This window comes from Microbacterium sp. 69-7 (genome assembly GCF_001897985.1).
Lineage (GTDB): Bacteria > Actinomycetota > Actinomycetes > Actinomycetales > Microbacteriaceae > Microbacterium > Microbacterium laevaniformans.
In genome coordinates this window covers 1-24851 of sequence record NZ_MKRU01000012.1, presented here as the reverse complement: position 1 = coordinate 24851, position 24851 = coordinate 1, and the positions used below count along the sequence as shown (strand labels likewise).

15 protein-coding genes are annotated in these 24851 nt (G+C 70.2%); 8 read left to right on the top strand and 7 right to left on the bottom strand.

The annotated features are described in order from the left end of the window. Nucleotides 1–420: TetR family transcriptional regulator C-terminal domain-containing protein (locus tag BGN98_RS01395; RefSeq protein WP_288119073.1), on the top strand; the 420-nt coding region annotated here is incomplete at its 5' end. On the opposite strand, the gene BGN98_RS01390 is transcribed toward BGN98_RS01395, so the two are convergent. The 3 genes from BGN98_RS01390 to BGN98_RS01380 are packed head-to-tail and all read right to left on the bottom strand — an operon-like array spanning nt 401 to nt 4714. Next, nucleotides 401–1837 carry a gamma-aminobutyraldehyde dehydrogenase gene (locus tag BGN98_RS01390; RefSeq protein WP_288119071.1) on the bottom strand — a complete coding sequence of 479 codons (1437 nt, stop codon included), beginning with the start codon at nt 1835–1837 and terminating at the stop codon, nt 401–403. The genes BGN98_RS01395 and BGN98_RS01390 overlap by 20 nt on opposite strands. Then, a complete protein-coding gene (locus BGN98_RS01385) occupies nt 1834–3201 on the bottom strand; it encodes an aspartate aminotransferase family protein (protein WP_036289162.1) in 1368 nt (455 codons plus the stop codon). The genes BGN98_RS01390 and BGN98_RS01385 overlap by 4 nt, the downstream gene beginning before the upstream one ends. A 25-nt stretch (nt 3202–3226) precedes the next feature. Further along, the gene (locus tag BGN98_RS01380; RefSeq protein WP_288119070.1) at nt 3227–4714 is read right to left on the bottom strand and encodes a CoA-acylating methylmalonate-semialdehyde dehydrogenase; all 1488 of its coding nucleotides are present in this window, start codon (nt 4712–4714) and stop codon (nt 3227–3229) included. Nucleotides 4715–4787: 73 nt separating this feature from the next. Here BGN98_RS01380 and BGN98_RS01375 point away from each other — a divergent pair, with 73 nt between their 5' ends. The 7 genes from BGN98_RS01375 to BGN98_RS01345 all read left to right on the top strand — a co-directional run bounded on the left by BGN98_RS01375 (nt 4788) and on the right by BGN98_RS01345 (nt 18531). After that, a complete protein-coding gene (locus tag BGN98_RS01375) occupies nt 4788–6497 on the top strand; it encodes a PucR family transcriptional regulator ligand-binding domain-containing protein (RefSeq protein ID WP_353681693.1) in 1710 nt (569 codons plus the stop codon). 107 nt (nt 6498–6604) lie between these two features. Further along, on the top strand, nt 6605–7234 hold the full coding sequence (locus BGN98_RS01370) for a GntR family transcriptional regulator (RefSeq protein WP_016464152.1): 630 nt from the start codon (nt 6605–6607) through the stop codon (nt 7232–7234). After that, nucleotides 7231–8757, top strand: coding sequence for an MmgE/PrpD family protein (locus tag BGN98_RS01365; protein ID WP_288119068.1), 1527 nt, complete (start codon nt 7231–7233; stop codon nt 8755–8757). The genes BGN98_RS01370 and BGN98_RS01365 overlap by 4 nt, the downstream gene beginning before the upstream one ends. Continuing rightward, a complete protein-coding gene (gene prpB / locus BGN98_RS01360; protein ID WP_288119066.1) occupies nt 8757–9656 on the top strand; it encodes a methylisocitrate lyase in 900 nt (299 codons plus the stop codon). The genes BGN98_RS01365 and prpB overlap by 1 nt, the downstream gene beginning before the upstream one ends. A gap of 146 nt (nt 9657–9802) precedes the next feature. Continuing rightward, nucleotides 9803–11005: a bifunctional 2-methylcitrate synthase/citrate synthase gene (locus tag BGN98_RS01355; protein WP_288119064.1), complete on the top strand. Its 1203-nt coding sequence runs from the start codon at nt 9803–9805 to the stop codon at nt 11003–11005. 205 nt (nt 11006–11210) lie between these two features. Beyond that, nucleotides 11211–17270: a pullulanase-type alpha-1,6-glucosidase gene (pulA, locus tag BGN98_RS01350; protein WP_288119062.1), complete on the top strand. Its 6060-nt coding sequence runs from the start codon at nt 11211–11213 to the stop codon at nt 17268–17270. Nucleotides 17271–17361: 91 nt separating this feature from the next. Further along, nucleotides 17362–18531: a thiolase family protein gene (locus tag BGN98_RS01345; RefSeq protein ID WP_036289199.1), complete on the top strand. Its 1170-nt coding sequence runs from the start codon at nt 17362–17364 to the stop codon at nt 18529–18531. A 97-nt stretch (nt 18532–18628) separates the two neighbouring features. On the opposite strand, the gene BGN98_RS01340 is transcribed toward BGN98_RS01345, so the two are convergent. The 4 genes from BGN98_RS01340 to BGN98_RS01325 form a co-directional block, all read right to left on the bottom strand. Beyond that, a complete protein-coding gene (locus BGN98_RS01340) occupies nt 18629–21655 on the bottom strand; it encodes an alpha-mannosidase (RefSeq protein ID WP_288119061.1) in 3027 nt (1008 codons plus the stop codon). 42 nt (nt 21656–21697) lie between these two features. Continuing rightward, complete coding sequence (locus BGN98_RS01335; protein WP_288119060.1) at nt 21698–22558, bottom strand: carbohydrate ABC transporter permease; 861 nt, start codon at nt 22556–22558, stop codon at nt 21698–21700. Then, nucleotides 22555–23490, bottom strand: coding sequence for a carbohydrate ABC transporter permease (locus BGN98_RS01330; RefSeq protein ID WP_288119059.1), 936 nt, complete (start codon nt 23488–23490; stop codon nt 22555–22557). Before BGN98_RS01330 ends, BGN98_RS01335 begins: the two co-directional genes overlap by 4 nt. 5 nt (nt 23491–23495) lie before the next feature. Then, on the bottom strand, nt 23496–24851 hold a 1356-nt coding region (locus tag BGN98_RS01325), incomplete at its 5' end, for an extracellular solute-binding protein (protein WP_353681692.1).

Below are 24851 nucleotides of genomic sequence, written 5' to 3'. Positions count from 1 at the left end.
GGCGAGCTCGAGGAGGTGCGGGCGTTGCTTCCCGACGCTGCCGCTCCCGTGCGGATCGGCGCGCTGCTGCGGACGACGCTGGATCCCGCACGCCGCGACGTCACCCTCGTCTGGGTGCAGGCGTGGGCACTGGGCACGCGCAACGCTCCGCTCGCCGAGCGGGTGCGCGCGGCGAGGGATGCCTGGCGCGCCGTGATCGCGGAGGAGGTCTCTCTGGGGATGGCGGACGGGGTCATCCCCGCCGCCGACCCGGAGCCCCTCGCGTGGCATCTGCTCGCCATGATCGACGGACTCGGCGCGCACGCGCTGGTGGGCTGGGGGCCGGCGATCGCGCCGGTCGCGCCCGTCGAGCCCGTGCTCCGTGCGGCCGCGGGGCTGCTGGGCATCGAGGCAGAGACGTTCAGTCCAGACTCGCCATGACGTGCTTGAGGCGGGTGTAGTCCTCGAAGCCGTAGATCGAGAGGTCCTTGCCGTACCCGGAGTGCTTGAAGCCGCCGTGGGGCATATCCGAGACGAACGGGATGTGCGCGTTGATCCAGACGCAGCCGAAGTCGAGGTCGCGCGAGAACCGCAGCGCCCGCGCGTGCTCGCGCGTCCACACGGATGCCGCGAGGGCGTACGGCACGCCGTTCGCCAGCGCGAGCGCTTCCTCTTCCGACGCGAACGGCTGCACCGTGAGCACGGGGCCGAAGATCTCCTGCTGTACGACCTCGTCGTCCTGGCGGACGCCCGTGACGATCGTCGCCTCGAAGAAGCAGCCGGCATCGCCCTGGCGGCGCCCGCCGATCGCGATCGACGCGTGCGACGGCAGCCGGTCGACGAACCCCTGCACCCGCACGAGCTGGTCGGGGTTGTTCACCGGGCCGAAGAAGGCCTCCGGGTCATCCGGCGCGCCCGTCTTCGCGTGATCGCGGGTGTGGGCGACGAGCTTCGCGACCAGCTGGTCGTGCACCGCGGCATCCACGAGCACGCGCGTCGCGGCCGTGCAGTCCTGACCGGCGTTGAAGAACGCGGCCTCCACGATGCCGCGCGCGGCGCGGTCGAGGTCGGCGTCGGCGAACACGAGCGCCGGCGCTTTGCCGCCGAGCTCGAGGTGCACGCGCTTGAGGTCCCGCGCGGCCGAGGCGGCCACCTGCATGCCCGCGCGCACCGAGCCGGTGATCGCGACGAGCTGCGGGGTGGGGTGCTCCACCAGCATCCGGCCGGTCTCCCGGTCGCCGAGGACGACGTTGAAGACCCCGGCGGGCAAGATCTCGGCGGCGATCTCAGCGAGGCGCACGGTGGTCTGAGGCGTCGTCTCGCTCGGCTTCAGCACGACGGTGTTGCCGGCCGCGAGAGCCGGCCCGATCTTCCACACCGCCATGTTCAGCGGGTAGTTCCACGGCGTCACCTGCGCGACCACACCGATCGGCTCGCGGCGGACGTACGACGTGAAACCCTCCGCGTACTCCGCCGCCGCCCGCCCGTCGAGGTCACGGGCTGCGCCCGCGAAGAAGCGGAGCTGGTCCACGGATTGGACGATCTCGTCGGCGACCAGGTTCGCGCGGGGCTTGCCCGTGTCCTGCGACTCCAGATCGGCGAACTCGTCGGCCCGCGCCTCCAGCGCATCAGCGAGGCGGAACAGCAGCAGTTGGCGCTGGGCGGGCGTCGTGCGCTTCCACGTGTCGAAGGCGCGGGATGCCGCCGCGAATGCGGCATCCACCTCCGCCGCCGTCGAGACCGGAGCGTGGCCGTAGACCTCGCCGGTCACGGGGCTCACGAGCGGCAGAGCCGTACCCGATGACGCGACCGGTACCCCGTCGATGATGTTGCGGAGCACCGCTGTCGACGCGGTCACGACGCCACCTCGGCGTCGGTGACCTCCAGCGCGCGGTCGATGACGTCGAGGCCGCGCACCAGGTCGTCCTCCGAGATGATCAGCGGCGGCGCCACGTGCACGCGGTTGAAGTGCGTGAACGGCCACAGGCCCGCCTTCTTGCACGCCGCCGCGAACGCGGCCATCGGGGCGGCATCCGCTCCCGCCGCGTTGAACGGTACGAGCGGCTCGCGACTGTGCCGGTCGCGCACGAGCTCGATCGCCCAGAACAGGCCCAGACCGCGCACCTCTCCGACCGACGGATGCCGTTCGGCCATCTGCTCCAGTCGCGGGCGCACGACGCGCTCGCCGAGGTCGCGGACGCGCTCCAGGATGCCGTCGCGGCGGAAGACCTCGAAGGTCGCCACACCCGGGGCGCAGGCCAGCGGGTGACCGGAGTAGGTCAGCCCTCCCGGGAAGGAGACCGTGTCGAAGTGCGCGGCGATGCGGTCGGAGACGACGACGCCGCCCAACGGCACGTAGCCGGAGTTGACGCCCTTCGCGAAGGTGATGAGGTCGGGCACGACGTCGAAGTTCTCGAACCCCCACCAGGTGCCCAGGCGTCCGAAGCCGACCATGACCTCGTCGGCGATGTAGACGATGCCGTAGCGGTCGCAGAGCTCGCGCACTCCCGGCAGGTAGCCCGGCGGCGGGATCAGCACGCCGTTGGTGCCGACGACCGACTCGATGATGATCGCGCCGATGGTCGAGGCGCCTTCCAGGATGATCGTCTGCTCGAGGTGGGCGAGCGCACGCTCGGCCTCCTGCTCCGGCGAGTCCGCGTGGAACGGCGACCGGTAGGCGTACGGGCCGAAGAAATGCACGACCGAGGCGTCTGCCGGCTCGTTGGCCCACCGGCGCGGGTCGCCCGTGAGGGTGATCGCGGTCGAGGTGTTGCCGTGATAGCTGCGGTACATCGCCAGCACCTTGCGCTTACCGGTGACCAGGCGCGCCATCCGGACCGCGTTCTCGTTGGCATCGGCTCCGCCGTTGGTGAAGAACACCTTCGAGAAGCCGTCGGGAGCGATCTCGCTGATGCGGCGCGCCAGTTCGCCGCGCGTGGCGTTGGCCATCGACGGCTGGATCGTGGCGAGGCGACCCGCCTGCTCCTGGATCGCCGCGACGAGGTCGGGATGCTGGTGGCCGAGGTTGAGGTTCACCAGCTGCGACGAGAAGTCGAGGTAGCGGTTTCCCGCGTAGTCCCAGAACGTCGCGCCTTCGCCTCCCGCGACCGGCAGCGGGTCGATGAGCGCCTGCGCGCTCCACGAGTGGAAGACGTGGCTGCGGTCGTCGCCGCGAACGGCGGCGTCGGCCGCCGGGTCGGCGATCGGGTCGATGGTGCTCATGATGTCTCCTCCGGATGCCGCGGACTCAGTGGTTGCTCGGGAAGCCGAGGCTGATCTGGCTCTCGCTGGGGTCGGGCCAGCGGGTCGTCACGACCTTGCTCCGCGTGTAGAAGTGGATCGACTCCGGGCCGTAGATGTGCGTGTCGCCGAACAGCGAGTTGCGCCAGCCGCCGAACGAGAACGCGCCCACCGGCACCGGGATCGGCACGTTGATGCCGACCATACCGACTTCGATGTCGAACTCGAACTGGCGGGCGGTGCCGCCGTCGCGCGTGAACACCGCGGTGCCGTTGGCGAACGGGCTCGCATTGATGAGGGCGACCGCCTCGTCGTACGTCGCGACGCGGGCGACGGAGAGCACGGGGCCGAAGATCTCCTCGTCGTAGACCCTCATGCCGGGGGCGACCCGGTCGACGAGCGAGACGCCGATGAAGAAGCCGTCGCCCTCGAAGCGCTGCGTCGTACCGTCGACGACGACCGTCGCACCCTCCGCGGCGGCGCCGGTGACGTAGGAGGCCACCTTGTCGCGGTGCTCGCGGGTGATGAGCGGTCCCATCTCGCTCGCCGCATCCGTGCCCGGTCCGATCGTCAGGCCCGCGATGCGCTCGGCGACCTTCTCCACGAGCGCATCGGCGACCTCGTCACCCACCGCGACGAGAACCGAGACGGCCATGCAGCGCTCGCCGGCCGAGCCGTACGCGGCCGAGACGGCGGCGTCGGCCGCGGCATCCAGGTCGGCGTCGGGCATGACGACCATGTGGTTCTTCGCGCCGCCGAGCGCCTGCACGCGCTTGCCCGCGGCGGCGGCGCGCTCGTAGATCGAGCGGGCGATCGGAGTCGAGCCCACGAAGCTGACGGCACGCACGGTGGGGGAGTCGAGGATCGCGTCGACGGCCACCTTGTCGCCCTGCACGACGTTGAGGACACCGGCGGGAAGGCCCGCCTCCTCGTACAGACGCGCCAGGAAGAGGGCGGCGGAGGGGTCCTTCTCGCTCGGCTTGAGGACCACCGTGTTGCCGCAGGCGATGGCGGATGCCGTCATCCACAGCGGCACCATCACCGGGAAGTTGAACGGCGTGATCGCGCCCACGACGCCCACCGGCTGCTTCACCGAGTGCACGTCGACGCCCCGCGACACCTGTTCGGCATGCTCGCCCTTCAGCAGGTGCACGAGCCCGGCGGCGAACTCGACGTTCTCGATGCCGCGGCTGATCTCGCCCTTCGCATCCGAGAGCACCTTGCCGTGCTCGGCGGTGATGATCGCGGCCAGCTCGTCGGCGCGTTCGACCAGCAGGTGGCGGAGGCGGAAGAAGACGTCCGCCCGCTTGATGAGGCTCGTCGCGCGCCAGGCCGGCAGCGCCGCCGCGGCCGCCGCGATCGCGGCATCCGTCTCGGCGGTCGACGCGAAGGCGACCTCGGCCTGCACGGCACCGGTCGCGGGGTCGTAGACGGGGCCGGTGCGTTCGGTCGATCCGACGGACTGGCCGGCGATGTGATGACGGATGAGGTCCATGAGCGCTCCTGTTCGGACAGTTCGACCGGGTCGTGACATGCTTATGCTGACGGAGCACAGGGGGGAGACGCAGGTGTCTGATCGTCGCGATGTGGACGGTTCTCGGACAGAACGTCCGGCCGCCGTTCTGCCGACCGTCTCCGAGGTGCTGGCCCTCGACGCCTTCGCGCCCGGCGCCCCGGTCGTCGTGGTCGGCGGAGCCGCGTTGGAGGCGCCTGTGCGCTGGGTGCACGTCTCCGACAGCGCGGATGTCGCGCGACTGCTCGAAGGCGGAGAGTTGCTCCTGTCCACCGGTTCGGGATGGCCGGACGATCCGCGACGGCTGGCGCACTTCGTCGCGCAGCTGGCCGAGGTGGGCGCTGCGGGCATCGTGCTCGAGCTGGGCGCCCACTACCGCTACGTGCCGGCGGTGCTGGCCGATGCCGCACGCAGCGCCGACATCGCGCTGATCGTGCTGCACCGGGAGGTGAAGTTCGTCACCATCACCGAGGCCGTGCACCGCCGGATCATCGCCGACCAGACGGCGGCTCTGGAAGCCCGCGACGCGGTGCGCACCCTGTTCACGGGACTTGCGCTGCGCGGGGCGCCGACGGAGTTCATCGTCGAGCAGGTCGGTCTCACGCTGGCCGCCCCGGTGGTGCTGGAGAGCGTCGGGCACGAGGTCGTCGTCGCCCACGTCGGCGGTGCCGCCGAGACCCGCACGCTCCGCGACTGGGCGCGTCGGTCCCGCGCCGCCGCCGCGGCGCCCGACCGGGAGGGGCGCACGATCGTGCCGGTGGAGGCCCGCGGCATCCGCTGGGGATGGCTCGTGGCGCTGCCCGGCGCCGCCCACCTCGCCGGACGCGACGCCGTGCTCGAGCAGGCGGCCACCGCGCTCGCCCTCGGCAGGCTCGCCGATCCCGGCGGCGAGGAGTGGTCGCGGCTGGGGCGTCGGCGCGTGGTCGACGCGCTGATCGACGGACGATTCACCAGTCTGTCCGCGGTGGCGGCGCGATTGGATGCCGCGGGAATGCCCCTCGTCGGCACGGTGGCCTTCGCGGTGGTCGCCCTCGTGTCGTCGGGCCGGGGCGGCGACGCGGTCACGGTCGCGGCCGCCGCCGACATCGCCGCCGCGGCGATCGGCGTGCGCGTCGTGTGCGGCACGAGCACGACCCTCGACGACGGGTCGGCGCTGGTGCGCACGCCGCTGATCCTGGCGGTCGCGGGCCGCGCGACGAGCGCTGCCGACAACCGTGCCGACGCCTTCGCCGTCGCACTCGAAGATGCCCTGCGGGCGGGGTCGACGTCGGCGCGGGCGCGGGTCGTGCTCGGCCCGGGCGCGGTCATCCCCGCGCTCGAGCCCGCGGCCGCGTACGAGCGCGCGGTCGGAACGCTCGTCGCGGGCCTTCGCGAGACGATCGACCTCGTCGGTGCCGACGACAGCTTGCGCGGCGCTTCCCGCCGCGGCGCGGACGGCCGGCGCGTGGCCGAGCGTCCCCTCACCCGGGTGGTGGCGGCGCTCCGCGACGATCATCGCCTCGTCGCGCACGCGGAGCGGATGCTCGATCCGGTGCTGGCCGACGGTCGCGCTCGGGGCGGCGACCTTTTCGAGGTGCTGACGGCGCTGCTCGCGCATCCGTCCAACCGCACGGCGGCCGCCGAAGCGGCGCACCTGTCGCGGTCGGTGTTCTATCAGCGCATCGCCCTGCTCGAAGACCTTCTCGGCGTCGATTTCGACGATGGGGAGCAGGTCGCCGCTCTCCACGTCGCCGTGCTGACCCATCGGCTGCACGCGGCCGGGTGAATCCGCACGCGGCTGTTGCCTTCTGTATGCATTAGGGCACCGAAAGCGGTCATCGCTTCCTCGCAGCCTCGCTGATGTATACACTATGGGTGTCGAGAGGAGACCGCGTGCGTGCCAGTGACCGTGCCTACCGGGTGCTCCTCGACGAGATCCAGTCCGGCGATCTGGCGCCCGGCACGGTGCTCGCCGAAGTCGAGCAGTCCGTCCGCCTGGGCGTGAGCCGCACGCCGCTGCGCGAAGCACTCGGGCGCCTCCTCGCCGACGGCCTCGTCGTGCAGCCGTCGCCGCGACTGACGGTGGTCAGCGACATCGATGCGGGCGACATCCGTGAGCTCTTCGAGGTGCGCCGCGCCCTGGAGGAGACGGCTGCGCGCCTCGCCGCCGGCGGGGCAGAGGGAGCGCTGTTCGCGGCGTTGGCCGGTGAGTTCGCCCGCACGGATGCCGCCGCCGACCCCGACGCCTACTACGCGCTCATCGCGCGCTTCGACGAAACGCTCGACGCGGCCGTCGCCAACGACTATCTGACCGCGGCCCTGAAGACCGTGCGCACCCACCTCGTCCGGGTCCGCCGGCTCGCGCGCGACAATCCGGCGCGGCTCGCGGCATCCGTCGCCGAGCACCGCCTGATCGCATCCGCCGTCGCCGCAGGCGACGCGGAGCTCGCCGCGCACGCCACCCACGTCCACTTGCACAACGCGCTCGTCGCCATCCTCGCCTCGTTGGAAGGAACCCCATGACCGTCATCCACCACGTCCGTGTGCACCGGAGCGAAGAGAACCTCGCCCGCGAAGACCAGCTCGCACACAAGATCGCCGAGGTCGCCGCCGACCCGGTCGCCGTCGAGCCCGCCGTCGTCGAGATGATCATCAACCGCGTCATCGACAATGCGTCCGTGGCGGCGGCATCCCTCACCCGGGGCCCCGTCACCGCGGCGCGCGCCCAGGCCCTCGACCACCCGGTCTCGCGGGGAGGTTCGGGTGCGACGGTGTTCGGCGAGCCGAACGAGGTGCGCACCAGTCCCGAGTGGGCGGCGTGGGCGAACGGGGTGGCCGTGCGCGAGCTCGACTACCACGACACCTTCCTCGCCGCGGAGTACTCGCACCCGGGCGACAACATCCCGCCGATCCTCGCCGTCGCCCAGCACGTCGGCGTCGACGGCGCGGCCTTGGTGCGCGCCATCGCGACCGGCTACGAGATCCAGATGGACCTCGTGCGCGCCATCAGCCTGCACAAGCACAAGATCGACCACGTCGCGCACCTCGGTCCGTCGGCGGCCGCCGGCATCGGCACCCTGCTCGGACTCGACGCCGACACCATCGCCCAGGCCGTCGCGCAGGCGCTGCACACGACCACGGCCACCCGTCAGTCCCGCAAGGGCGAGATCTCCACGTGGAAGGCGCACGCCCCCGCCTTCGCCGGCAAGATGGCGGTCGAAGCCGTCGACCGTGCGATGCGCGGGCAGACCTCTCCGTCGCCGATCTACGAAGGCGAAGACGGCGTCATCGCATGGATGCTCGACGGCAAGGATGCCGCGTACGACGTTCCGCTTCCCGCGCCCGGCGAGCCCAAGCGCGCGATCCTCGACTCGTACACGAAGGAGCACTCCGCCGAGTATCAGGCGCAGGCGTGGATCGACCTGGCCCGAAAGCTCCACGGCAGCCACCCCGAGCTCGCCGACCCGGCGAAGGTGGAGAGCATCGTGCTGCACACGAGCCACCACACCCACTACGTGATCGGCTCGGGAGCGAACGATCCGCAGAAGTACGATCCGCAGGCCTCCCGCGAGACCCTCGACCACTCGATCCCGTACATCTTCGCCGTCGCGCTGCAGGACGGCGGCTGGCACCACGTCGACTCGTACCTGCCCGCTCGCGCCGCCCGCGAAGACACGGTGGCGCTGTGGCACAAGATCACGACGGCGGAGGATGCCGAGTGGACCCGCCGGTACCACTCCGAGGACCCCGACGAGAAGGCGTTCGGCGGACGCGTGGAGATCCGTCTCACGGACGGGTCGACGATCGTGGACGAGATCGCCGTCGCCGACGCCCACCCGCTCGGGGCGCGCCCGTTCGCCCGCGCCGACTACGTGCGCAAGTTCCGCCTGCTCGCCGAGCCCGTGCTCGCCCCGGCCGAGATCGAGCGGTTCCTCGCTCTCGCCGAGCGGCTGCCCGAGCTGACCGCCGACGAGGTGCGAGAGCTCAACATCGTCGCCCGCGACGGCGTGCTGGCCACGGCGGCGAGCCCGAAGGGGCTGTTCTGATGCTGTACAGCCAGACCCCGGCATCCGAGAAGCGGCGCGTCCTGCGCGAGCGGCTGCGGGCGGGGGAGCTCGTGCGCTTTCCCGGCGCGTTCAATCCCCTGTCGGCACGGCTCATCGAGCAGAAGGGCTTCGAGGGCGTCTACATCTCCGGGGCCGTGTTGAGCGCCGACCTCGGCCTTCCCGACATCGGCCTGACGACGCTGACGGAGGTCGCCGGGCGCGGCCAGCAGATCGCCCGCATGACCGAGCTCCCGGCGATCATCGACGCCGATACCGGCTTCGGCGAGCCGATGAACGTCGCCCGCACCATCCAGACCCTGGAAGACGCGGGGCTGGCTGGCACCCACATCGAAGACCAGGTGAACCCGAAGCGCTGCGGTCACCTCGACGGCAAGCAGGTCGTCGACACCGGCACCGCCCTCCAGCGCATCCGCGCGGCGGTCGACGCCCGCCGCGACCCGAACTTCCTCATCATGGCGCGCACCGACATCCGTGCGATCGAAGGCCTGGACGCCGCCATCGATCGCGCCAAGGCGCTCGTGGATGCCGGGGCCGACGCGATCTTCCCCGAGGCGATGCGCGACCTGAGCGAGTTCGAGGCCGTGTGCGCCGCCGTCGACGTGCCGGTGCTCGCGAATATGACCGAGTTCGGCAAGAGCGACCTCTTCACCGTGGACCAGCTCCGGGGCGCGGGCGTGCAGATCGTCATCTGGCCCGTCTCGCTGCTGCGGATCGCGATGGGCGCGGCATCCCGTGCGCTGGATACGCTGAACGACGAGGGGCATCTGACCTCGCGTCTGGGTGAGATGCAGCACCGCGCCGACCTGTACGACCTCATCGACTACGAGGGCTACAACCGCTTCGATTCAAACGTCTTCAACTTTCAGATCTCCCGCTGATCACCCCTTCACCCTCCCCTCCCCTTGACCCTCGTCCCACTTGCGACCGACCATGTCCCACAAGAGGTCGCAATCGGGGCATCCACAGGACAGAAACTGGGACATGGTTGCAGCCGCAACCGGCCCGCACGTGCAAAGGAGCAGTCATGAGCGACCAGCAGACCCCGTCCCAGATCCACAAGGGGCTCGCGGGCGTCGTCGCCGATGCGACCGCCATCAGCAAGGTCAACCCGGAGACCAACTCGCTGCTCTACCGCGGCTACCCCGTGCACGAGCTGGCCGCCACGCAGTCCGCTGAAGCGGTCGCGTACCTGCTCTGGAACGGCGAGCTGCCCACCGACGACCAGCTCGCCGAGCTGCGCGCGACCGAGCGGCAGCACCGGGCGCTCGCCGACGACGTCAGGGCCGTCATCGACCTGACCCCGATGGAGGCGCATCCGATGGACGAGGCGCGCTCGGCCGTGAGCGTCCTCGGTGCGCGCGATCTCGTCGGCACCGGATCGGTGCTCGACGCGAGCGGTTCTCGAGAGGAGAACCTGGCCCGCAGCATCCGTCTGTTCGCCGCCCTCCCCGCGATCGTCGCGTACGGTCAGCGTCGTCGCCGCGGACAGGAGCTCATCGCCCCGCGCGACGACCTCGACTACGCGGCGAACTTCCTGTGGATGACCTTCGGCGAGGAGTTCGACCCGGTGGTCGTCGACGCGTTCAACCGCTCGATGATCCTGTACGCGGAGCACTCGTTCAACGCGTCGACCTTCACGGCGCGGGTGATCACCTCGACCCTCAGCGACCTGTACTCGGCCGTGGTCGGTGCGATCGGCGCGCTCAAGGGACCGCTGCACGGCGGTGCGAACGAAGCCGTGCTGCACATCTTCGACGAGATCGGCGATGCCGACAACGTGATGCCGTGGCTTGATCGGGCACTCGCCGACAAGCGCAAGATCATGGGCTTCGGTCACCGCGTCTACAAGCACGGCGACTCGCGCGTGCCGACGATGAAGGCCGCCCTCGACACGCTCATCGCCTACTACGACCGCCCCGATGTCGAGGCGCTCTACGCGACGCTGGAGCGCGAGTTCGTCGCCCGCAAGGGCATCTACCCGAACCTCGACTACCCGTCGGGTCCCGCGTACAACCTGATGGGCTTCGACACCCTGACCTTCACCCCGCTGTTCGTCGCGGCGCGGGTCGTCGGGTGGACGGCGCACATCATGGAGCAGGCGGCATCCAACGCGCTCATCCGTCCGCTGTCGGCCTACAGCGGCGTGGACGAGCGCCACATCGAGGGGTTCGTCGACGAGGCCGGCACCTCGACGATTTCGCTCCGCGCCGCCGAAGCCGAGGGCTGATCCGGCTCGAAGCATCCTCGTCCCGTCCCGCCCCGCCCCGCCCCGGCGCAGCGCGCCCGGCGGCACCGGGTCGGGGCGGGGATGCCTCACACCCGGATCATGGCTGAATGAGAGGATTCTCATACCGAACTGTGACCGGTCCCAGTAGCGTCGGGGGTACCTGCTCAGGGCACGGTGCCGTGCCCGTACACCCCGGGAGCTCCGCGTGCCTCAGTCGACGACGACCCTGTCCACCCCCGCGCGGCGCGCGTTCGCGCTGCTCGCCGCCGCCGTCCTCGTCGGGGCCGGCGCCGTCGCCGTCACTGCCGCGCCCACCCTCGCCGCCGATCGCGTGCCCACGCTCGTCGGCGACCTGCAGAGCGAGCTGGGATGCCCCGGCGACTGGGATCCCGCGTGCGCCGCGACCACGCTCGAACCGGTCGACGGCACCACGCAGTACGCGCGCACGTTCGACGTGCCGGCGGGCACGTACGAGTACAAGATCGCGCTGAACGCCGCGTGGGACGAGAGCTACGGCGCCGACGGCGCGGCCGGGGGAGCGAACATCCCGCTCACCATCGCCGGACCGGCCTCGCTCCGCTTCGTCTACGACGACACCTCGCACCGCATCGCGATCGAGACCAACACCTTGGCATCCGGGTACACCGCTGCCGACGACGCGATCGTCTCCGCGCCCGCGCGCCAGGCCGGCGACGGCAAGCAGTTCTACTTCGTCATGACCGACCGGTTCGCCAACGGCGACACCGCGAACGACACTGGCGGCCTCACCGGCGACCGCCTCACCACCGGGTTCGACCCGACCTCGAGCGGCTTCTACAACGGCGGCGACATCGCAGGCCTGCGCGCGAACCTCGACTACATCGCGGGACTCGGCACGAACGCGATCTGGCTGACGCCGAGCTTCATGAACAAGCCCGTCCAGGGCGAGGGCGAGCACGCGAGCGCCGGGTACCACGGCTACTGGATCACCGACTTCACCCGCATCGACCCGCACCTCGGCACGAACGACGAGCTGAAGGCCTTCATCGACGACGCGCACAGCCGCGGCATCGACGTCTACTTCGACATCATCACGAACCACACCGCCGACGTCATCTCGTACGCCGAGAACCAGTACACCTACATCGACCAGGCGACGAAGCCGTACACCGATGCCGCGGGGAACGCCTTCGACCCCGCCGACTTCGCCGGCACCGACACGTTCCCGACGATGGATGCGGCCACGAGCTTCCCGTACACCCCCGTCGTCGACCCGGCCGAGGCGAACGTGAAGGTGCCGGCCTGGCTCAACGACGTCACGCTATACCACAACCGCGGTGACTCCACCTATCAGGGCGAGTCGACGACGTACGGCGACTTCTCCGGGCTCGACGACCTCATGACCGAGAACCCGGCCGTCGTGAACGGCTTCGCCGACGTGTACGAGTCGTGGATCGACCTCGGCATCGACGGATTCCGCATCGACACGGCCAAGCACGTCGACTTCCCGTTCTGGCAGCAGTGGACGGCCAAGGTGCTCGACTACGCGCACAGTCAGGGCAAGCCCGACTTCTTCATGTTCGGCGAGGTGTACGACGCCGACCCCGCCGTGCTCTCGCCGTACGTGCGCGACACCGACATGAACTCGGTGCTCGACTTCGCGTTCCAGTCGGCCGCGACGAGCTTCGCCAAGGGCGGCGACGCGCAGGTGCTGCAGAAGATGTTCGCCGGCGACGACCGCTACACGACGCCCGACTCGTCGGCGACGGCGTTGCCGACCTTCCTCGGCAATCACGACATGGGGCGGATCGGCTACTTCCTGAAGAACACGCCGGATGCCTCGGGGCGCGATCTGCTCGCGCACGACCTGCTGTTCCTCAGCCGCGGCCAGCCGGTCGTCTACTACGGCGACGAGCAGGGCTTCACCGGGGCCGACCCCGGCGGCGACAAGAGCGCTCGGCAGACCCTGTTCGCGAGCGAGGTGCCGGAGTATCAGAACCAGACCCTGATCGACGGCACGCCGGTGGGATCGGCCGACCGCTACGGCACCGACACCGCCCTGTACACGCACATCGCCGGGCTCTCGGCGCTGCGCGCGCAGCATCCGGCACTCGTCGACGGCGCGCAGATCGAGCGGTACGCGAAAGACGGCGTGTACGCCTTCTCGCGAGTCGGCGCCGACGAGAAGGTCGAGTACCTCGTCGCGCTCAACAACACGGCATCCGAGGCGACCGTCACGATGCCGACGCTGACGGCGGATGCCTCGTTCACGGGTGTCTACGGCGCGACGGGCTCGCTCACGACCGGCGCCGACGCCACGGCCGCCGTCACGGTTCCCGCCCTCTCCGCGGTCGTCTACCGCGCGGACGCCACCGTGACAGCCCCCGCCGCGCCTGCGCCCCTCGAGGTGACGGCGCCGGCCGCCGGTGCGGGGCTGTCGGGTCAGGTCGCCGTCTCGGCGACCGCCGACCAGTCGTGGCGGCAGACGAGCTTCGCCTGGCGCGTCGTCGGCGGTGACGAGTGGCACCCGCTCGGCACGGCCGAGGACACGACGCCCGGCGTCTTCCACGACGTCGCGGGTCTCGCCGCCGGCACGCTCGTCGAGTACCGCGCCGTGTCGACCGACGCTGCCGGTGGCCGCTCCGCGGCATCCACCTACGCCTCCGTCGGCAACCGCGTGAACCTCGTCGACGACCCGGCGCCGGAGGAGCCCGACGACGCGACGCCGTACGAATTCGTCAGCATTCCGGGGTCGCTGAACACCGAGATGGGCTGCGCGGGCGACTGGGCGCCCGACTGCGATCAGGCGCAGATGACCCAGGTCGAGGGCATCTGGCGGCTGACGGTCGACCTGCCCGCCGGCGACTACGAGTACAAGGTCGCGACCGAGAAGAGCTGGGACGAGAACTACGGCCAGGGCGGCGTCGCGAGCGGCTCAAACCTCGTCCTCCGCCACGCCGGCGGACCGGTGACCTTCTGGTTCGACCCGCGCACGAAGGTCGTGCAGTCGAGCGATGACGGCCCCGTCGTCACCCTCGCAGGCTCGTTCCAGTCGGAGCTCGGCTGCGCGGGCGACTGGGCGCCCGACTGCCTGCGCGCGATGATGTTCGACGGCGACCGCGACGGCGTCTACGAGTTCTCGACGACGAAGCTGCCGACCGGCTCGTACGAGCTGAAGGTCGCGCACGGGCTCAGCTGGGCGGAGAACTACGGCGCCGACGGCGCGCGCGACGGCGCGAACATCGCGTTCTCGGCCACCGAGGGCAAGCGCGTCTCGTTCCGCTACGACGTGGCGACGCACCTGCTCGAGATCGTCTCGGCCGACCCGCCGCTCCCCGGCACCGGCCAGTCGCGCGCGCACTGGATCGACGCCGACACGATCGCGTGGCCCGGCGAGCTCGGCGCACCCGCCGTCGGTGCGACCTGGCAGCTGTACGGCTCGGCCACGGCGGCGCTCGCCGTCTCGGACGGCGACGTCACCGGGACGGACGGCGACCCGGTGACGCTGACACGCGTCGGCGACGGGCTGACCGACGCGCAGCGCGCGCGCTTCCCGGCTCTCTCCGGCTTCGTCGCCCTGCACGTCGAGGGGCAGGACCGCGACGCCGTCGCGACGCTCCTGCGCGGGCAGCTTGCCGTCGCGCAGCGCGGTGCCGACGGCAAGCTCACCGCATACACCGGCGTGCAGATCCCGGGCGTGCTCGACGACCTCTACGCCGACGCCGTCGCTGACGACGACCTGGGGGTCTCCTTCCGCGGATCCAAGCCGACCTTCCGCGTCTGGGCGCCGACGGCGCAGACGGCCACGCTCCTGACGTGGGATGCCGGTGCGACGGGCGATCCCGCGCGGCGCGAGGCATCCTTCGATTCGGCATCGGGCACCTGGAGCGTCACGGGCGGGAAGGCGCTGACCGGCGACGAGTACCTCTGGGAGGTCGCGGTCTACGCCCCGACGACCGGAAAGGTCGAGACGAACCAGGTCACGGACCCGTACACGGTCGCGCTCACGGCCAACTCGACCCGGTCGGTCGCGATCGACCTCGCCGACCCTGCGTGGGCGCCGAAGGTGTGGAAGAAGACGAAGGCGCCGGTGATCGCGCGCGACGTCGACCGTGCCATCTACGAGCTGCACATCCGCGACTTCTCGATCGGCGACGAGACGGTGCCCGAGACCGAGCGCGGCACCTACCTCGCCTTCGCCCGGGACAGCGCCGGCACGCAGCAGCTGAAGCAGCTGGCATCCGCCGGCATCAACACGGTGCACCTGCTGCCGTCGTTCGACATCGCGACGATCGAGGAGAACCGCGCCCAGCAGGCGGTGCCCGCGTGCGACCTCGCGTCGTTCGCGCCCGACTCCGCCGAGCAGCAGGCCTGCGTCGCGGCGGTCGCCGACACCGACGGGTTCAACTGGGGCTACGACCCGTTCCACTTCCAGGCGCCCGAGGGCTCGTACGCGGTGAACCCCGAGGGCGGGGCGCGCGTGGGCGAGTTCCGGACGATGGTCGGGTCGCTCCACAAGATGGGGCTGCAGGTCGTGCTCGACGAGGTGTACAACCACACCTCGGCCTCGGGGCAGGCGGACACGTCGGTGCTCGACAAGGTCGTGCCGGGCTACTACCAGCGCCTCGACGGCAACGGCGCCGTGCAGACCTCCACGTGCTGCCAGAACGTCGCCACCGAGCACGCCGTCGCGCAGAAGCTCATGGTCGACTCCGTCGTGCTGTGGGCGAAGGAGTACAAGGTCGACGGCTTCCGGTTCGACCTGATGGGGCACCACTCGAAGGACAACATGCTCGCCATCCGGGCCGCACTCGACGAGCTGACCCTCAAGAAGGACGGCGTCGACGGGAAGAAGGTGTACCTCTACGGAGAGGGCTGGAACTTCGGCGAAGTGCAGGACGACGCCCTGTTCGTGCAGGCGCGGCAGGGGAACCTCGGCGGCACCGGCATCGGCACGTTCAGCGATCGCCTCCGCGATGCGGTGCACGGCGGCAGCCCCGTCGACGCCGGCTCGACCTTCCGCCAGGGGTACGGCACGGGGCTCGCGACCGACCCGAACGGCGACCCGATCAACGGCACCCCCGAGCAGGCGCTCGCCGACCTCGGTCACCAGACCGACCTCGTCAAGCTCGGACTCGCCGGCAACCTCGCCGACTTCGCCCTGACGACCGCCGACGGCAGCGTGAAGAAGGGAGCGGAGCTCGACTACAACGGGCAGGCGGCGGGCTATGCCGACGAGCCCGAGGAGATCATCAGCTACGTCGACGCGCACGACAACGAGACGCTGTACGACCTCGGCGTGCTGAAGCTGCCGAAAGACACGACGATGGCCGACCGGGTGCGGATGAACACCCTGTCGCTCGCGACCGTGACGCTGTCGCAGACCCCGTCGTTCTGGCACGCGGGCACCGAGCTGCTGCGGTCGAAGTCGCTCGACCGCAACAGCTACAACTCGGGCGACTGGTTCAACCGGATCGACTGGACCGGTCAGGAATCGACGTTCGGGTCGGGGCTGCCCCCGGCCGCCGACAACCAGGCGAAGTGGGCCGTCATGCAGCCGCTGCTCGCGGACCCCGCCCTGAAGCCCGGGCCGGCGGACATGGCCGCGGCGGAGGCATCCGCCCTCGACCTGCTGCGGGTGCGGGGCGAGGTGCCCCTCCTGCGACTCGGCTCGGCCGACCGCATCGAGCAGAAGGTGTCGTTCCCGAACAGCGGCGCCGGCGCGACGCCGGGCGTGATCACGATGCTCGTCGACGACACGGTCGGCGCCGACGTCGATCCCGACCTGGCCGGTGCGCTCGTCGTCTTCAACGCGTCGCCCGAAGCGACCACGCAGACCGTGCCCGCGCTGTCGGGGCGCTCGTTCACGCTCACGTCGGCGCAGGCGAACGGGTCGGATGCCGTCGTGAAGACGACGACATGGGATGCCGCCACGGGCACCGTCACGGTGCCGGCCCGCTCCGTCGCGGTGCTGACCGAGGCCCAGCCGGTCGCGACCCACGTGATCGCGCAGCCGAGCCGACTGCTCGTGCGCCACGGGTCGTCGGTCAGTGTGTCGGGCAAGGTCACGGCCGACGACCGCAGCGCGCCCGTCGGCACCGTCACCGTGACCGACAACGGCACGACCGTCGCGACGGTGACCCTGGATGCCGACGACCGCGGCCGGTTCTCGGTGACGCTGCCGGCGCTCCGCCGCGGCCTGCACGTCGTGCGGGTCACCTTCACCGGTGCCCCCGGCTGGCTCGACTCCCGCGCGAGGGGGGTGCTGCCCGTCGTCGCGTACTGACGGGCGCGGACGGCGCGGACGGGCGGCGGGCCGCTGACCGGTGCGCGTGCTGACACGCGCGCGGGCAGGAGACAGGATGGATGCCATGAACATGCGCACCGCCGTCATCGTCGACGCCGTCCGCACCCCGTCGGGGCGCGGCAAGCCGGGCGGGGCGCTCAGCGGCATCCATCCCGTCGACCTCGCCGCGCACGTGCTGCGCGCGACGCTCGAACGCAACGGACTCGACTCCCGTCAGATCGACGACGTGCTGCTCGGCTGCGTCAGCCAGGTCGGCGAACAGACGATGAACATCGCGCGTCAGGCGGTGCTCGCGGCCGGATTCGACGAGCGCGTTCCGGCGACGACGATCGATCGGCAGTGCGGATCGAGCCAGCAGGCCGCGCAGTTCGCGGCGCAGGGCGTCATGGCCGGACAGTACGACATCGTCATCGCCGGCGGCGTCGAATCGATGAGCCGCGTGCCTCTCGGGGTCGCGGCATCCGTCGCCGGTTCACCCTTCTCACCGGGGTTGCACGCGCGCTATCCCGACGGACTCGTGAACCAGGGCGTGTCGGCCGAGCTGATCGCGGCGCGCTGGGGCTTCTCGCGCGACGAGCTCGACGCGTACGCGGCCGAGTCGCACGAACGCGCTGCCGAGGCGCAGGTCCAGGGCAGATTCGCCTCGCAGCTGCTGGCCGTCGACGGTGTCGAGATCGACGAGACGGTGCGCCCGGGCACCACCGTCGCGGGTCTTTCCGGCCTCGCGCCGGCCTTCCGCACCGATGCCATGGCGGAGCGCTTTCCCGAGATCGACTGGCTGATCACACCCGGCAACTCTTCTCCGCTGACCGACGGCGCCTCCGCGGTGCTCATCATGAGCGAGCAGAAGGCGCTCGAGCTGGGGCTGACGCCGCGTGCGCGCTTCCACGCGTTCGCCGTCGTCGGTGACGACCCCCTGATGATGCTCACGGGGCCGATTCCCGCGACACGTCGCGTGCTGGAGCGCGGTGGCCTGACGATCGACGATCTCGACGCGTACGAGGTCAACGAGGCGTTCGCCCCGGTGCCGCTCGCGTGGGCTGCCGAACTCGGCGCGGATGCCGCCAAGCTCAACCCCTGGGGAGGGGCGATCGCCCTCGGGCACGCGCTCGGCTCCAGCGGCACGCGACTTCTCGGTACGCTCCTCGCGCACCTCGAGTCCACCGGCGGACGGTACGGACTGCAGACCATGTGCGAGGGCGGGGGCATGGCGAACGCCACCATCATCGAACGGCTGTAGCCGGCGGCGTTTCGACTTGCTGCGCTCGCTCAACGACCGGAGAGCGACTCCCCTTCCCGGTCGCCCCGCGAGGAGCGCAGCGACGAGTCGAAACGCACTACGCCCGCGGCATCCGCAGGGTGACGATCTCGAACGGCCTCAGTGCGAGGTCGGCGTGCGCCGCGTCCGCCGAGACGACTGCCGTCTGAGCGACCTCGCGCTCCAGCAGATCGGTCTGGACGACGCCCGTCGCCGCGAACCCGAGGCTCACGCGTGCCGCGGCACGACGGCCGAGGGCTTCGTAGAGGCGCACGACGACATCGCCGCTGCCATCCTCGGCCAGCTTGACCGCCTCGATCACGACGCCCTCGTGGTCCACGCTCACGAGCGGCGGGATCTCGGTCACGTCCGCCTCGATCGTCCGCACCGGGAGGTTCGCCCGGTAACCCTCCCGCACCGCCGTGAGGACGTCGGCGCCTACCGCGACTCCCACGTGCAGGCGGTGACGACCCTGATCCTGCGTCGGGTCGGGAAACAGTGCGCCGCGCACGAGCGACAGCCGTGCGGTCGTCACCGTGCCGCCGCCGTCCCGCGCCTGGCGGGTGATGTCGTGGCCGTAGGTCGAGTCGTTGACGATCGCGACACCGAAGTCGGGTTCGGCCACCCGCACCCAGCGATGGGCGACGGTCTCGAAGCGCGCGGCATCCCACGACGTGTTCGTGTGGATCGGGCGTTCGATGTGGCCGAATTGGATCTCCGAGGCGGCGGTGTGGGTGTGCACGTCGAGGGGGAACGCGAACTTGAGCAGCTTCTGCTGCTCATGCCAGTCGATGTCGAGGTCGAACGACAGCACCCGCGATCTCTCGTCGAGCCGGATGTGCTCGACGAGCTGCGATGAGCCGAACGTGCGCGTGACGATGATCACGTCAGCCTCGACGACGATCGATGCGGCGGCCTCGAGATCGGTCACGTGGTGGCGATAGTGGGCGTCGATGTCCCACGCGTCCCACTGCGTCGGGGTGTCGCGGTGCAGCTGCGGCAGTCCGAGCGCGCCGCCCGGGGCCACGGCCTCGCGCCCCGAGGCGTGATCGACCAGCGAGGTGACGAGGCCGCGGCCGTCGATGTGGGCGCGGACGATGCCGTTGTCGAGCACCCATCCGTGCCCGTCCACGCGGGGCGTGACGGATGCCGGGAGCGCCGCAGCCGCGCCGCCGAGCGCTGGAGCGCCGGCACGCTCGTGCGGCGCCGCGTTGACGGCGAGCAGATGTGGCCCTGTACCGGCGATCGCCGCGAGGCTGTCGGCGATGATCTCCTCCAGTTCGCCGGCGACGGCCGCGTAGTTGCGCTCCGCGTCGCGGTGGACCCAGGCGATCGATGAGCCGGGCAGGATGTCGTGGAACTGCTGCAGCAGCACCGTCTGCCAGATGCGGGCCAGTCGCTGCGCCGGATACGGAGCACCGACCCGCACGGCGGCTGTCGTCGCCCACAGCTCGGCTTCGCGGAGCAGATGCTCGCTGCGCCGGTTGCCCTGCTTCGTCGGCAGCTGACTGGTGTACGTGCCGCGGTGGAACTCGAGGTAGAGCTCTCCGGCCCAGACCTCGGGGGCGGGGTACTCCGCTTCGGCGGTCGTGAAGAAGCGCTCCGGCGTGGAGTGAATGGTCCGGGGCGACCCCTCCAACGAGGCGGCGCGTGCGATGGCCGCCGTCATCTCCCGCGTCGGGCCGCCACCGCCGTCGCCGAAGCCGTAGGGCAGCAGCGACACCGTGCCGCGGCCCTTGTCGGCGTAGTTGCGTTCGGCGTGGGCGAGGTCTGCCGCGGAGACATCGGAGTTGTACTTGTCGACGGGCGGGAAATGGGTGAACAGGCGCGTGCCGTCAATGCCCTCCCACTGGAAGGTGTGGTGTGGCATGCGGTTCGTCTCGTTCCAGGAGATCTTCTGGGTGAGGAACCATCGCGCGCCGGCGGCCTTCGCGATCTGTGGCAGTGCGCCCGTGTAGCCGAACGAGTCGGGCAGCCACACCTCCGGGGTGTCGATGCCGAACTCACGCTGGAAGAAGCCCTTCCCGACAACGAACTGGCGGGCGAGCGCCTCGCCGCCGGGCATGTTGGTGTCGGATTCGACCCACATGCTCCCCACCGGGATGAAGCGGCCTTCTCGCACGCGTTCGACGATGCGCGCGTACAGGTCGGGGTAGTACTGCTTGACCCACGCGAACTGCTGGGCCGAGGAGCTGGCGAACACGTAGTCGGGGTCCTCATCCATGAGCGAGAGCACGTTGGAGAAGGTCCGCGCGACCTTGCGTGCGGTCTCGCGCACCGGCCACAGCCAGGCGGAGTCGATGTGGGCGTGCGCGACGGCGTGCAGTGTGTGCGCACTCGCGTGCGCCGGGCGCGCCAGCAGCGGAGCGAGCACGGCGCGGCCCGCGGTGGCGGTACCCGATACGTCGTCGGGGTCGACGGCGTCGATCATCGCCTCCAGGCCCGCCAGGATCTCGGCACGGCGGGGGCTGCCGGCATCCAACTGCTCCGCGAGTCCGCGAAGCGCCACTGTGTCGGCGCGAAGCGCGGCGACCTCGAGGTCGCGGAGGGCCACATCCACCTGCCGCAGCCGATAGATGTGATCGGTGCCGGCCGTCGCAGGGTCGCCCAGCGGCGTCCGTTCGAACGTGAAGAGGCTGCCCACGTCGGGGTTGGATGCCGCCTCGATGAACACGTCGATGCGCCCGTCGGCGTCGATCGCCTCCGTCACGGCGTTGTTGAACGGCGCGATGCCGCGCAGCGGTCGCCCGTCCGTGGTCCACACCATGGCCTCGCTCTGGAAACCGACCTGACCGCTCGTGAAACCGAGATCGACCAGCAGCTCGGCGCGCGTGCCGGCGAGAGGGGCGCCCTCGGCATCCCGCCACGACGCCGGCACCTCGCCGCGCACGCGCAGCCATGTCGTCCCCCAGGGGCGCCCCCACGTGCGGCCCGCCGCGAACGGGGCGAAGTCTGCGGCGCTCGCCTCGGCGAACGTGACCGGTTCGCCCGGCGCCTCCCACAGCTCGACATCGAGCGGTGCGGTGGCGCGGTGGAGGTTCGCGGTGAGCCGCTCGCGGAGGAAGCGGTCGATGCGCAGCTGGGCGAGGGCACTGCGGTCGTGCATGGGAGGTCCTTTCCGGACAGGGGAGAAGAGGAGGGGGAGGGGTCAGCCCTTGACGCCGCCCGCGAGGGCGAACGAGCTTCCCGTCAGGCGCTGCATCAGTAGGTAGAGCACCAGGATCGGTACGGAGTACACCATCGCGAAGGCGGCGAGCTGACCGTAGGCGACCGCGCCGTGGTTGCCGAAGAACTGGAAGATGGCGACGGATGCCGGCATCTTCTCGGCGCTGAACAGGAGCACGAACGGAACGAAGAAGTTCCCCCACGCCTGCGTGAACACGAAGATGAAGACGACGCCGATGCCGGGACGCATCAGCGGCAGCACGATCTGTGCCAGGGCCCGCATCGGCGATGCACCGTCGACCCACGCCGCCTCTTCGAGCGACACGGGAACGGAATCCATGAAGTTCTTCAGCATCCATATCGCCATCGGCAGCGAGGTCGCCGCCATGAAGAGCACGACGCCGAGCAGCGAGTCCAGCAGCCTCAGCTGCACGAACATCGCGTACACGGGCACCATGAGCGCCGTGATGGGCAGGCAGGAGCCGAAGAGCACGCTGTAGAGGAAGCCGCGCTGGAAGCGCATGTTGAACCGCGACAGCGGATAGGCGGCCAGGATGCCGACGACGACGGTGAGCGCCGCCGTCCCGAAAGAGATGATCGCCGAGTTCCACAGCGGCAGGAACGACTGGTTGAAGGTCAGCACCTGCGCGAAGTTGTCGAAGGTCGCGCCTGTAGGGATCGACATCGACACCGTCGCCGCCGGATTGATCGACGAAAGCACGATCCACGCGATCGGGACGACGAAGACGACACCGAGTGCGACGAGGATGATGTTCGCGAGCCAGCGGCCGCGGTTGCGCACCGGTGAGTCGACGGTCAGGGTGCTCAGAGCAGCGGCGCTCATGACTCGACCTCCGGCTTGAGGATCTTGATGTAGAGGATCGCGAAGACGCCGCCGAGCACGATCGTCACGGCGGCGATCGCGGTGCCGTAGCCGACCTGGGCGAACTTGAACGCCTCCTGGTAGGCGAGCACGGGCAGGGTCGAACTGCGGGTCCCGGGACCTCCGCCGGTCATCACCCAGATGAGACCGAACGTGCCGACGGTCTGCAGTGTGGTCAGCATGAGGTTCGTGGCGATCGAGCGCCGGATCATCGGCAGCGTGATGAGGAAGAAGCGCTGCACCGAGTTGGTGCCGTCGATCTGCGCGGCCTCGGTGATCTCCGGGGGGACCTCGGCGAGAGCCGCGTTGTACACGAGCATCGAGAACGCCGTTCCGCGCCAGATGTTGGCGAGGATCACGGCGAGCATCGGATAGTCGATGAGCCAGCTGATGCTGCCCAGGCCGACAGCTCCCAGTGCAGCGTTGAGGGTGCCGTCGGAGGAGAAGAAGGCGTAGAGCGCGAAGGCGGCGACGATCTCGGGGAGAACCCAGGAGATGACCACCAGTGTGCTGACGACGGTGGACAGCACCTTCGATCCCGCCCGCGTCAGCACGGCGAGTGCCATGCCCAGGACGTTCTGGCCGATGATCGCCGAGAAGAACACGAAGGAGAGCGTGAGACCGACCGAGCTCCAGAAGTCGGGGTCGGAGAACAGCGAGACGTAGTTGTCGAACCCGATGAACTGCGGCTTCGCCGCGCGATAGCCGGTGAGGGCGGCGTTGGTGAGCGACCCCCAGAGGGCGAAGACCATGGGGCCCACGAGGAAGACGACGAGCAGGATGAGCGCCGGTACCAGCGGTGTGGAACGCGACAGGGAACGGAGGGCGCCGCTCCGCCTGCGCTCGGCCCCGTCGGGGGCCGAGCGCAGGGGCGACCGAGCGATCGTCGACATGGTGGTCAGTTGCCCTGAGTCACCTTCTGGGCGCCGACGATCTTCGTGAGAGCTCCGTCGTAGGTCTTCGCGGCCTGCTCGGGAGTCGCGTCACCGGTGATGACCGACTCCGTCGCCTGCTGGAGGGCGCTGGAGATCTGCGAGTAGTCGGGTGTGGCCGGGCGGAAGTGGGTGACCTTCACGAGGTCGGCGAAGAACTTGAAGGTCGGGTTGTAGCCCAGGTAGTCCTGGGAGGTGGCCACGTCGTCGCGGACGGCGATCTGGCTGTTCTCCGTGTCGTACTTGAGGGTGTTCTCCTTGTTCAGCGCCATCGCGATGAAATCGAATGCCGTCTTGGGGTGCTTCGTCTGCGCGCCCACCGCGAGCGTCCATCCGCCCGACATCGAGGTCGCGCCCGGGTCCGCACCGTCCTGGGTCGGCATCTTCGCGAGGCCCATCGTCTGCTGCCAGGCCGGCCACGCGTGGTCGCCGGTCATCCATCCGCCCGGCAGCCACGATCCGTCGATCGCCATAGCGACCTTGCCCTGCGGGATCAGCTCGGTCGACACGCGGCTGCCGATCGTCGGATCCAGCGCGAGATCCAGCGGTGTGGCGAGGCCCTTGTCGTAGAGCTCCTTGTAGAACGACAGCGAGTCGGTCATACCCTTCGAACCGGTGATCCACTTCTGCTGGTCGTTGTCATAGAGCGTCGAGCCCGTGCCGTACATGAGCATCTCGAAGCCCTGCATCGAGGTCTGCTCGCCGGCTGCCTTGCCGCCGTAGATGTTGAGCGGCGTGACGTCGGGGACGGCGGCCTTGATCTTCTCGGCGGCCGTGATGATGTCGTCCCAGGTCTTCGGCTGCCAATCGACGGGCAGACCCGCCTTCGCGAAGATGTCCTTATTGAAGTAGATGCCACGGGTGTCGGTTCCCATCGAGACGCCGTACGTCTTGCCGTCGTCGCCGAGGCCGGCCTGCTTGGCCGCGTCGTAGAACTGGCTCCAGTCCGCCCAGTTCGCGACGTAGTCGTCGATCGGCAGCAGGTATCCGGCGGCGGAGTCGGACTTGATCTGGAAGGTGTCCTCGTAGATGACGTCCGGCGCGGTTTCGGGTGAGCCGTTCATCAGAGCGAGCTTGGTGAAGTACTGGTCTTCCGACTCGATCGGCTGCAGTTTCACGGTCGCGCCGGGGTTGGCGGCCTCGAACTCGGGCTTGACCTTCTGGAAGAGGTCGTCGAGTTGATGGAAGGCCGCCGTCTTCTGGTAGACGACGGTGATGGTCCGCTCGCCGGACTCGGTGGCGGGGGCGGCGGGCGCGCTGCCGCTGCAGCCGGTCAGGGCGATTCCGGCCACCGTGATGGCGGCGGCAGCGCCCAGAAACTT